Origin of the sequence: Formosa haliotis, from assembly GCF_001685485.1 — a bacterium.
GTDB lineage: Bacteria > Bacteroidota > Bacteroidia > Flavobacteriales > Flavobacteriaceae > Formosa > Formosa haliotis.
Window position 1 is genome coordinate 1,382,396 of the sequence record NZ_BDEL01000001.1, and the last position, 12,082, is coordinate 1,394,477.

A 12,082-nucleotide genomic window follows, 5' to 3' on the forward strand; every position below is an offset into this window, starting at 1 on the left:
GTTTAATGAAGTTTCATTCGTTATTATTTGTATTATTTTACGTTACCTGTCTAAGCGCCCAAACAGAAAAACCCTATGTTTCTGATGTTTGGGTTGCCGACAATGGCGACGGCACCTACACCAACCCTATTTTATATGCAGATTATTCCGATCCAGATGTGGTTCGAGTGGGCGATGATTATTATATGACCGCTTCAAGCTTCAATGCGGCTCCTGCCCTACCTATTTTACATTCTAAAGATATGGTAAACTGGCAACTCATCAATCATGCTTTGCCAGAACAGATTCCTCATGAAAACTTCAGTATACCACAACACGGTAATGGCGTTTGGGCACCTAGTATTCGCTATCATAACAATGAAATTTATATTTATTGGGGCGACCCAGATTATGGGATTTATATGGTAAAAACCAAAGAACCATACGGACTTTGGGATGCTCCCGTCCTTGTGATGCAAGGCCAAGGTCTTATTGATCCTTCGCCACTTTGGGATGATAATGGCGATGCGTATTTAGTACATGCTTACGCAGGAAGTCGTGCAGGTGTAAAAAGCCTGTTAAGTGTTAATAAAATGAATGCTGAAGGCACCAAAGTGTTAGATAAAGGCATTCATGTTTTCGATGGTCATGATCATCACGACACGGTTGAAGGTTCAAAATTTTACAAACGAAACGGCTATTATTACATTTTTGCTCCTGCTGGCGGTGTTCCAACGGGTTGGCAGCTTATTTTACGTTCTAAAAACATCTACGGCCCTTATGAAGAGAAGATCGTTTTAGAACAAGGTAGCACCAAAATTAATGGGCCGCATCAAGGGGCTTGGGTGGAAACACCTCAGGGAGAATCCTGGTTTTATCATTTTCAGGATGTTGATGCTTACGGACGCATTGTGCACCTACAACCCATGACTTGGGAAAACGATTGGCCTGTAATGGGTAAAGATTTCGATGGCAATGGTATTGGCGAACCTGTACAAACTCATAAAAAACCTAATGTTGGAAAAAGCTACCCCATAGTAACCCCTTTTGAAACTGATAATTTTGAAGGTCAAGACATCGGATTACAATGGCAGTGGAACGCCAATAATGATGTGGTTTGGCATGCTAAATTGCCAGGAAATCATTATTTGCGATTGTTTTCCATAAAACCCAAAGAAGCGATTCCGAATTTATGGTTAATGCCTAATTTGTTACTTCAAAAGTTTCCGGCACCATCCTTTTCGGCTTCAACAAAAATTACTCTAGTTCCTGAAGAAGCTAAAAGCGGAAAATCGGCAGGAATCATTATCATGGGCATGGATTATGCCACTTTAAGCATTGCAAACGATTCCAAAGGCTTTTACATCAAACAAACCGAAAGCATGGATGCCATTCATGGTGCTTCAGAAAAAATAATTGAAGAAAAAAGATTAAAATCGAATACTGTTTTTTTTAAAGTAGAAATCACGGCTCCCAATGCGATGTGTCAATTCAGTTATTCTGAAAATGGCAAAAATTTCAAAAAAATAGGCAAACCGTTTAAAGCCAAAGAGGGTAAATGGATTGGTGCCAAAGTGGGTTTATTTTCGATAAGCACGATGGAGGCTAAACGTGGTGGTTATGCCGATGTATCTTATTTTAAAATTGGTAAATAATCCAACCTTTTCTAAGCTAAGATCGAATTATACTAATGAGAATATCTTGTGTATTGAGTTTGTTGAAATAAATGAAACATGGTTATATTTCTACAAACTCAATTTCAAGCACGCATCATTAACCTAGCCGTTGTCTAATCCTTAGACATTCAAATTATTGAACACAAATGAAACAAAATAAAATCAACCTTCAGTTTCCGAGAAAATAAAGCCCCCATGCCTAGTTAAATTTTATCCTCATAAGTAATAGTTAATATTTATCTAAACGAAAGCAAAATTTTAAGGCATAATTATTATATTGACACATTTAAAGCGATCATAACCTAATCGTTTTAAATGTTTTATGTATCTATATTATTTATTTAAAATACATTTCTTTATATACTTAAAATTCAAATAAGTATAGGAATAAATGATGAGCTTATTAAAATATGGTTTTTAGTGTAAATTATCCCTTGTTTTTTTAAGCTCTAAGGGGATTTTTTGTTTATAAAAAAAAAGGTAATTGTCATTACGACAATCACCTCTTCTCCAATGAATAAAAAAACTAAGTTTTAAAGAATTTAGATTCCGTGTTTATTTTTCCAATTAGTATATTCAGATCCTATAATATTTTTAGGCCAAGTGCCATACCAAGCATACCCAGTTCGTCGTTCTCTTTCAATTTCAGCCAGTGTACTTTTCTTTATTCCATCTCTACCACAAAAAAATGGTATGTTAGTCTCTAAGTCGTAAAAACGTGCCCAAATAATATTTCCTGGCGCATCAACTACAATCACATCATCTGCTGTTTTTTTAGTATCAATATCATATAGTTTAGCATCTTCAAACCACTCGATAGCTGCCTTTACAGCGGCTTTTACTTCTGAAGAAGGGCTTTCTACTAACATCAAAGTTCTAGCAATACCTACAGACTCAGAACCACTAATAGATGGTAATTCATAAGATCTAGCTGTTGCAGGAAGCAGAGTAATATCATCATGCTGAGCACACCAGGCGGTTTTGGTTCCATTAACAGTAATCTGTGTTTTTAAAATAACCTCAATACCTTTATTGAAGGCATTGAAGGCCTTTTCTTTGTAACTATCTTCAAAATTTCCTGTGTCATTTTCACCTTTTGAAATATCCCACATAAAATTCATAACATTGACCATCGCATTATCATTAAAGGTTATTTGATGCCTGTAGCCACTTTTATCTGGATAATATTGTGGCCAACCGCCATTATCGTATTGCGCTTCAAAAAGATAATTTAAACCGTTTTCGGCAGCTTCTAAGTAGGCTGGGTTAAAAGTTACTTGGTAGGCATCCAATAAAGCTCTAATCTCTCCAACGGTATGATCGTTATCTATGGTCGTATCGGTTTTGCTTTTTCCATTTAATGCGGCGGATATTTCGGCATCGGTTTGTTCGCGATTATAGCCCGAAAAATCATTGTGAGGTTCTTTAGGCCATCCTCCATTATTTCTTTGCCATAACAACATATTTTCGGCTTGTAAAATGGTTCCGTGGTTTACACCTGAAATTTTAATTAATATACTGCTACTAACCCCACTCCCGTCTTGTGCCGTTGCGGTTACGGTTACCTCTCCATTATCTTTTGGATTAAGCACACCTGCATCACTAATATCTGCTATTTTTTTGTCTGAAATACTCCAATCTATACCTTTATTTGCTGCGTTTTCTGGTAAAATATTAGCTCTTAATGTAGTTGTTTTACCATCAATTATATCATTCCCCTGAATGTTTATAGCCGAAACTAACACGTGTCCTGGATTGGCTTCATTATCATCATCACTACTACATGCTGCAACAAGAAATATGATAAGTAAACTAGAAAGTTTTAAAAATTTATTCATTAAATATGCTATTATAAAAATATTAAAATCAAAATGTAATCGATTACGCAATATTAATAAATATATATTAAATAGAAAAATAGGTTTAACTTTATTTAATAAATAAAATGTTAAATAAAATAATTAAAAGCAAAAGCATCTTAAAAACATATAATAAATAATAATGAATTTTATTATAAAAATCGGTAGCTAGTCACTTATTTTTAATTGGAATAATAACAAAATTGGAAGACTAAACGCAGTCTAAGACAAATTTTAGCAATCAAAAATACTCGACTTCACTTGAATTGCTAATAGTGAAAATTTTAGCATATAGAATATTAGTATTATTACCTCACACTTTTACAATCATTTAACCACAAACGTCTATTATATTTTATATATAAGCCCGATATTAATATCAATTAATATTTTTTTTAAATTGTATTTGAGTTTTTATATATAATTAAGATATTCCATTAATAACTCATTAAATTCATGAAATATTGACAATTAATAATTTTATATCAATAATAAAAGAACTAATTAAAAGTCAACAAAAAAACTATTTGTATAGCTTATATTTTTGGGTATTTTTGCACCACTTCAACAAGGGAATGCATTAATGAATAAAAAGACAACTATTTATGATATTGCTGAAAAGCTGAATATTACAGCCGTAACAGTATCAAGAGCTCTAAATAATAACCCAAAGATTAGTGTTGCGACGAGAGAACTCGTTCTAGAAACTGCGGCAGAACTAAATTATGAACAAAACAAACTGGCCAAAGCTCTAAAAAGCGGTAAGAGTTTTAATGTTGGTGTTATTGTACCTCGAATTAACACGAATTTTTTCGGATCAGTTATACGCGGTATTGAAGAAGAGCTATACCCTCAAGGTTACCACATCATTATTTGCCAAACTCACGACGAAAAGGAGTTAGAGCTAGGTAATATTAATTCACTTTTAAACCTACAAGTTGATGGTATTTTAATGTCCATCTCTAATTCAAAGGAAGATAATAATGACCTGTTTAAAAACATCCTTAAAAAGAATGTGCCTTTAATATTTTTTGATAGAAGTAAAGACATTCCTGGAGTAAGTTCAGTAACTATAGACGATTTTAAAGGTGCTTATGAAGCTACTCAACATTTAATTAACCAAGGCTACAAACGCATTGCTCATATTTCAAATGACCAAAAATTAACTATTTTTAAAAATAGATGTGCTGGTTACAAACAAGCACTACTAGATAACGGTTTACCTTACGATGAAAATTTAGTTATAGAATCTCGAAGTAAAGTTGAACAAGGAAAGGAAGTTACTAAAACCTTATTAGATATGAAGAATCCTCCCGATGGCATATTTTCTTCTAGTGATTTTTCTGCTCTTGGAGCCATTCAAGAAATAAAAGAACGCGGACTAAGAATTCCCGAAGACATAGGTATTATTGGTTTTAGTAATGAACCTTTCACGCAATTCATGGAAATTACCATTACTACTGTTGACCAATCTCCTATTGAAATGGGAAGACTTTCTGCACGTGTGTTTTTAGAAGAAATAAATAACTCCAAACGAATTCGTTCTGAAAAGAAAGTAGTTTTAGAACCCGAATTAATAATAAGACAATCGTCGGATAGGAAAAAGACTGGAACAAAAAATTAATTTTCGTTTACTTCTGGATACCTAACTATTTTAATGGATTAAATTAAAAATAAAGAGGCCGCTAAACTAAAAAGTTAAACGACCTCATTTTAAACAACAACAACTTTGTTTTTTATAATACACCCCGTCTTTACACGGAATAAAACTAATTTGATTTGATATTTTGATTTAATTTAAATGCCATCATTAGTTACATCTACAATAAATTCGGGAATCTCTCATGCCATGACTTCCATGCTTTTTAACTTTTCACATATAGACTCTCCACTTTAAACATCTTATACTACAACTAATTTCATATAAGGGAATTAAATAACACACCAGTTAATTCTTCACCAATGATTTTATGTTAGATTTCTATGGAATATTATTATGTAGTCTCAACCAATGCTCGCAAAGTGTTTTCCAATGCACATGGGTGGCCTGGTTACTTAATCCAAAACCATGACCGCCTTTTTCAAACAAATGCATTTCTACAGGAATCTTCTTTGCTTTTAAGGCAACATAATAATTTATACTATTTTCCACTGGCACTGCTTTATCGTCGGTGGCGTGTACTAAAAATGTAGGAGGTGTTTCACTAGTTACCTGTAACTCGTTTGAGTATAACTGAATCGCATCTATAGAAGGTGATTTACCCAATAAATTGGTTTTCGATCCATTGTGTGTAATACCATCTTGCATAGAAATTACAGGGTAAATTAATATAGAAAAATTTGGTTTAGCAGAAGCCTCATCAGATTCATATACTTCAGGATTAAAATGGGTGGATACCGTTGAAGCTAAATGGCCTCCAGCAGAAAACCCTAGTATCCCTACTTTTTCCGGATCAACATTCCATGCCTTAGCATGCCTTCTTACATAACGCATAGCTTCTTGGGCATCTTGTAGGGGCCCAATACTTTTTTTGGACATGATACGGTCGTCGGGCAAACGGTATTTTAAAACAATAGCTGTAATGCCTAAGGTATTTAGCCATTTAGCCACCTTAAATCCTTCCTTATTCATGGCTAAATGTTTGTATCCACCACCTGGGCAAATTACAATAGCTGTTCCGTTACTATGTTTTGGTTTAAAAATACTTAATGTAGGTTTAGATACTAAAGTGGTTCGGATTAACTCACCGTTTTCAAAACTAGGATCTTCGATATAACTTTCATTTAAGATTGAATTAGGAATATGATTTCCCCAAAGTGGAACCGTTTCCGTTTGACTAAATAATGAAAGATTAATACCTATAAACAAGCTAAAAAAGCATAAACATGGTCGTTGAAATTTTAAAGACATACCTAAAAATTAAATGAAGTTTATTTTAAATATACTGCTAAATCTGGTACTTGTTTCTTTAATGCCGAAACAACAAGATCAGCCACTTCGGTCGCTCCTTGTTTAGAAAGATGTGTATCATCTTCCTTTCCATTTGGGTAATATGTATGTTCTCCGGGTTTAAAATGCAAATGAAGCACTTTAGACCCTTCTACCCCATATTCTATCTCCATATTTTCGGTTAGTCCTTGTAAATCGATAAACGGAACTTTTAAATCTTTAGCAACCATTCGAGCCACTAACGGGTATGATCCATGTGTATCTATTAAAACACCATATTCATTAAAATTTCGTCTAACTATAGATGATAATAAAATAGGAATCCCTCCCTTTTCACGGGTATCTTTAACAAAACGCTCTAAATTATAACGGTATTGCGTAAACGGATTTGTAAATCGTTTCGGGTCTTTCTCCTTTTGGTCGTTATGTCCGAATTGAACAAATACATAATCCCCTGGCTGAATGTATTTATAAATACTATCCCAACGGCCTTCCGCAATAAAACTTCTGCTACTACGCCCATTTACAGCCTTATTTTCTACAGAAACTTGATTATTAAAATAAGTTGAAAACACTTGTCCCCAGCCAAATTCTGGATTAATCTCAGGTTCCTTTTTATTGGCCATAGTTGAATCACCAATCATATAAACTGTTATCTTTTTATCTTGTGACGTTGAAAACGCTAAGAGTGCGGTACTTGATAAAATGATTAAAAGTAATTTGATATTATAAAGATTTTTTATTGCAACCATTCCTTTTCTGATTTAATTCCTAACATATTTTTTACTGAATAAACTTTTGCTTGGTTGTCGCTAAGCTGATGCGACCATGTTACTCGATTTTTAGTAGAAGCACCTTTTCCTGAGTTTTTATATTCCCCATAAAAGCTTAAAGATTCTGCATCTGTTTTAGACCAATTATGCCAACCTTCAGGTACAATATGTGCTCCCAAATTACAATTTAAAAACACGGTTTTAGCATGATATCGCCAAGGTCTACCTAAGTAAACTTTATCTATTTCATCCTTAGCTGTAAGCTTGCAATCTTTAAAAACAAATCCAAATGGGGTGTCTTGGGGCGTTGAAGCTGCAGTGATAAAAGAATTACTTTTACTTCGAATTTCACAATCTGTAAAAAGGCTAGTCGCGTTTCCGAAAATAAAATCTGTTGTGCCTGTTATTAAACAGTTTCTAAACCACTGTTTATTCCCTTCTCCTGTTAAGTAAAGCGTATCTTGATTTCCTAAAATATTACAATGTTCAATAACACACCCAGTGGCATTTACACTTAGAGCAATGGCTTGACCAACATCTCCTACAGAATTCTGAATAGTTACATTTTTAAATTGAGTATAATTGCCTTCTACCAAAACTGTAGGTGTATGAAAAGTACTATTTCTACCTAAATTAACACCGTTAAAAGAATCGTTATAGGTGATAATGGTTTTGTCTTTATCTTCACCTATAAATGAAATTTTCGGATTCCATTCGTAAACATGAATTTTCTCGAAATAGATTCCGTTTTTTATAGTAATAGTTATGCGTTCGTACGGAAATGATTTGCAATTATTAATGGCATCTTGAATAGAAGAATAATCGCCACTACCATCTTGGGCCACCGTAATATAGTTTTCATTATTTGAATGAGTTCTCAAACTTTTTTTCCACTCCGGATATTTTTTTAGAGCGTTATTTGGCCCTGAATTATACCAAGCATACCCTGCCCGACGCTCCTGACTAATATCCATAATCGAAGCTTTTTTTACGCCATCTCGGTCACAGAAGAAAGGTGCATTATCTTCCAAATTCATGAATCTAGCCAAAAGCGGTTTCGCCGTTACATCTTGTACATAGCGTTTTTCTTTTAAACCATCTGCTGTTTTGTAGCGCTCCTCTTTTAAACCGGTTATTTTCGTTTTTTCTAACCATGTTACAGCAGCTTCAATAGAACGCTTTACTTGATCTGAGGGATTTTTAATTTCCATTAACAACAATACAATTTGAGCAGTATCTACTCCGCCCAAAGAAGGTAATTCGTAGGCTCGTGCTTTTGCTGGTTGAAACGTAATTTCGTCGTGTTGGGCACACCAGCCCGTTAAAACACCCTCTTGTTTATATTGGGTTTTTAAAATACAAGAGACCCCTTTGTTGAACGCTATTTGTGTTCTTTCTAAGGTGGACTTGTCTACCTTTATTCCTAAATCTTTGGAACCTTCATTTATATCTTTTAAAATAGACATAACGTTAATCATGGCGCCATCATTATAAGTAATATGTGTGTAATACCCTTTACGTAATGGATAATATTGAGGCCAACCTCCGTTAGGGTATTGTGCTTCTAGCAGATATTCTAAGCCTTTTAAAAAAGCCGATTTATAAACTTCATTTTTAGTTTTTTTATAAACTTTCGATAAGAAAATCATTTCCAAATAAGTAGCACCATTATCTATAGTACACCGGTCTGCATCCGGTTTTGAAGCGATAAGATTTTGTTTTTCTTCTTCCGATAAGGGCTTATGCATGGCAATATTTTTATGCCATCCTCCAATATTTTTTTGATATAATAAAACAGTATTGGCAATACCTTGCGCCTCCTCTGTACCATACCAACTAGCATCCATATCTTGAACTATGTGTTTCCAAGACAAATCTAATACCTGTGAGTAGGCATTACCTCCAGAAACAGTTAGCAGAACTAAAAAAATAAAAATTTGTTTAAAATACATCATACATCTTTTTTGACTCCAGGAAATTTAAAAATCTTAAACTCTATATTTAACTTGTTCTATATTAAATTCTTTATATACCTATGGGCATACACCCATTTCGGTCCTTGTAATAAAGAGATTTCTGTATAAATTTTTGGATCATTTTTTACCATATTTTCTGATTGGATTGCAGTTTCTTTGATTTCAATTTCTCTAGTGAATAATTTCAAGTATAAAAACTAATAATGAAAGCAATAATATGAAAAGACGTATTTTCATAATAAAAATTTAATTAAGAATGACATTTAAGAAATCGATAATTATGTGGGTAACCTCATCAAACCAAGGATTGAATAACCAAAAGGTGTGCGGCGCATCATGGATTATTTTTACCTGATAAGGAATAGTATGCTGCTTTAAAATCGAAATCATTTCATCTCGACCTGCTTGAAAACGCCCAAAATCGCTAGCAATAAATAAAGTAGGCGGACACGTTTCATCGACATATGTTAAAGGTGAAGCTTGTTTCCAAAGTTCTGGATTGTCATTTTCCGTAGCCCCAATCCAGTTAGCCGCCGAGGTGCTTTCTTCGGATTTCGGATGACTAAAAGCTAAAATTCCATCAATATTTATAAGTGCTTTTAAATGAACTAGCTGTTTTTGAAATGTTGTACTTTGCGAAGTTGTAGCCACTAATGAAGCCAATTGGGCTCCAGAGGAACAGCCTAATAGTATTAGTTTATTTGGATTTATCTTAAACTCATCGGCATGTTTAACGATATACCGAAGTGCATCATTGATATCGAAAATAGCGTCAGGAAATTTATATTGAGGTGCTAATCTGTAATTTATAGAAAAACTATTAAATCCGTATGCTGCTAATTGCTCTGCTAGCGGATTTAGAAGTTCTTTAGATCCAGATTTCCACGCTCCACCATGTACTAAAATAATAGCTGGTTTTAAACTTGCACTATCATGTATAAAAGCATCTAATTGTAAATTGTCTTTTCCAATTATTTTATATGGAATATTTAAATGCGCTTTTACTTGTTTAGTATCTGCTTTTGCTATTGAAATGTAAGGGTGTTTTTTAAGTACTTTTTTGTATGCTGAAGTTATCGTATAAGATGTGTCTGCAGTTGAAATCACTTGTGAATATAGCACTATAGTGCAACACAAAAAAGTAATAAAAGACACTTCTCCTTAAACATTTTAATTGGGCTAATTTTTTATAAATGATATAGGAGCCCGAAATGTTTCAAGCTCCTATGTCAAACACTAATTCAAACAAACATTAATAATTTAATTGTAAGCTGGGTTTTGTGAAAAATCATTATTCTGATTTAAATCGATAGCGATTTGAGGGATTGGGCGTAATATTTTAAGCTCGCCATTATTACCAGCAAAATTTCCTTCGTTTATTAAATAGTTATACATCGATGCTCTTTCTACCAGCGTTCCTGTACGTTTTAAATCGAACCAACGGTGATATTCACCTAATAATTCACGACCTCTTTCATCAAGAATGGTATCAATATCTATATTAGCTAAAGGGTCTACACCTGCTCTGTGTCGTACTTCATTTAAACGCTCTAGAGCAGTACCCGAATTTCCTGCTTTAAAATAAGCTTCTGCAGCAACTAAGTAGGTTTCACCTAAACGAGATAAAATAATATCACGAGTACTTGACCTTCCATTAGAGAACGGCTCATTAGGATCGTCAAACTTCTTAACTGTTATTAACTCCCTATCCGAACTTACAACACCTGCCGAATATTTTCCGTATCTATGGAATGTTGCTGTTGGGTGTGCTGTAACGTAGGAAATACTATCTTGGGTTGAAGATGCCCATTTTGGAGCATAATAATCTACAACTTCTAAAGAACTATGATCGCTCTCATCGTAATAATCGTAGTATCTATCAAAAATTTCAACCATAAAAGTGGCTGCCCAACGGCTATCCTTTTCAGTAAATAAATCTATGGCGTAATCTGTAGCAATTAAATTGTAACTTCTGTATGGTGCATCTCCAGCAACTTCGGCACCACCAAGGTAAGACCCGAAATAATAAGACTGTAAGTTTCCTAATTCTGTAGGATTTGCACTAGTAATAGAAGCACTATATTGTACCGAGAATAAAGTTTCTGCATTCATTTCATTTCCAGGCTCCCATAAGTCTTCAAACGGAATGGTTAAAGATTGACCACCAATTGCGGCATCAGCTAAAGATGCTGCTTGAGAAAAATCATCTGCAGAACCAAAACTTTCATACCCTCTAGTTAAATATACTTTAGCTAAAAGATGTTGCACAGCGCGTTTATTTACACGGCCATCGTAAGCCCCGTTACCTACTAAATTTAAAGATTCATTTAATTCTGAAATAATAAATGCATACACATCTTCAGCAGAGCTTCTGTCGAATCCTAGAATTGGAGATGAAATATAATCTGTAATTAAACTTACACCACCATATGTTTGTACCAATAAAAAGTAGGCATTCGCTCTTAAATATTTTAACTCTCCAATGCGTGTACTGATATTGTCGGTTTGCTCCGTTATATCTGCATAATACAGTCCCATATTGGCTTTCTGGATGGCATTATAACTATTTACATATAGAGGTTCTACTTCTCTGGTACCTGGACTTAAATTAGAATACCTACTAATATCTTCTGGCGCAGGATTTCTCCCATCTGAATACATATCTGTTCCCGCACAGAATAACCATGCTTCTCCTCCATATATATCACTTAATAAAGCGTAGTTTGCATTAACTAAAGATTCAAATCCTTCGGGTGTAACATAAAATTCTTCTGCAACAACATTAGAACGTACATCTTCTTCAAGGAAACTATCGCAAGAGTTAAATAACAACCCTATTACTGCTAAACTTATAATTATTTTTTTCATT

General features: G+C 34.0%; 8 protein-coding genes. 2 read left to right on the top strand and 6 right to left on the bottom strand.

Annotated elements, in window-relative coordinates; genetic code table 11:
- Window positions 1–5: 5 nt before the first annotated feature.
- Window positions 6–1,634 (top strand): glycoside hydrolase family 43 protein, encoded by a 1,629-nt coding sequence (locus A9D35_RS05620; protein ID WP_066220145.1) that lies wholly within the window; start codon window positions 6–8, stop codon window positions 1,632–1,634.
- 563 nt (window positions 1,635–2,197) lie between these two features.
- On the opposite strand, the gene pelA (A9D35_RS05625) is transcribed toward A9D35_RS05620, so the two are convergent.
- Complete coding sequence (gene pelA / locus A9D35_RS05625) at window positions 2,198–3,493, bottom strand: pectate lyase (RefSeq protein ID WP_141675484.1); 1,296 nt, start codon at window positions 3,491–3,493, stop codon at window positions 2,198–2,200.
- A gap of 604 nt (window positions 3,494–4,097) precedes the next feature.
- Between pelA (A9D35_RS05625) and A9D35_RS05630 the strand changes: the two genes are divergently transcribed.
- Window positions 4,098–5,138 (top strand): LacI family DNA-binding transcriptional regulator, encoded by a 1,041-nt coding sequence (locus A9D35_RS05630; RefSeq protein WP_066225841.1) that lies wholly within the window; start codon window positions 4,098–4,100, stop codon window positions 5,136–5,138.
- A 357-nt stretch (window positions 5,139–5,495) separates the two neighbouring features.
- Here A9D35_RS05630 and A9D35_RS05635 read toward each other — a convergent pair whose 3' ends face one another.
- The 5 genes from A9D35_RS05635 to A9D35_RS05655 all read right to left on the bottom strand — a co-directional run bounded on the left by A9D35_RS05635 (window position 5,496) and on the right by A9D35_RS05655 (window position 12,081).
- On the bottom strand, window positions 5,496–6,425 hold the full coding sequence (locus tag A9D35_RS05635; RefSeq protein WP_066220147.1) for an alpha/beta hydrolase: 930 nt from the start codon (window positions 6,423–6,425) through the stop codon (window positions 5,496–5,498).
- Window positions 6,426–6,445: 20 nt separating this feature from the next.
- Window positions 6,446–7,216: a rhamnogalacturonan acetylesterase gene (locus tag A9D35_RS05640; protein ID WP_066220156.1), complete on the bottom strand. Its 771-nt coding sequence runs from the start codon at window positions 7,214–7,216 to the stop codon at window positions 6,446–6,448.
- Entirely contained in the window at window positions 7,204–9,192 is a 1,989-nt protein-coding gene (gene pelA, locus A9D35_RS05645) for a pectate lyase (protein ID WP_083191635.1), read from the bottom strand. The genes A9D35_RS05640 and pelA (A9D35_RS05645) overlap by 13 nt, the downstream gene beginning before the upstream one ends.
- 267 nt (window positions 9,193–9,459) lie before the next feature.
- Window positions 9,460–10,320, bottom strand: coding sequence for an alpha/beta hydrolase (locus A9D35_RS05650; RefSeq protein ID WP_159427046.1), 861 nt, complete (start codon window positions 10,318–10,320; stop codon window positions 9,460–9,462).
- Window positions 10,321–10,473: 153 nt separating this feature from the next.
- Window positions 10,474–12,081 carry a RagB/SusD family nutrient uptake outer membrane protein gene (locus A9D35_RS05655; protein WP_066220165.1) on the bottom strand — a complete coding sequence of 536 codons (1,608 nt, stop codon included), beginning with the start codon at window positions 12,079–12,081 and terminating at the stop codon, window positions 10,474–10,476.
- Window position 12,082 lies beyond the last annotated feature (1 nt).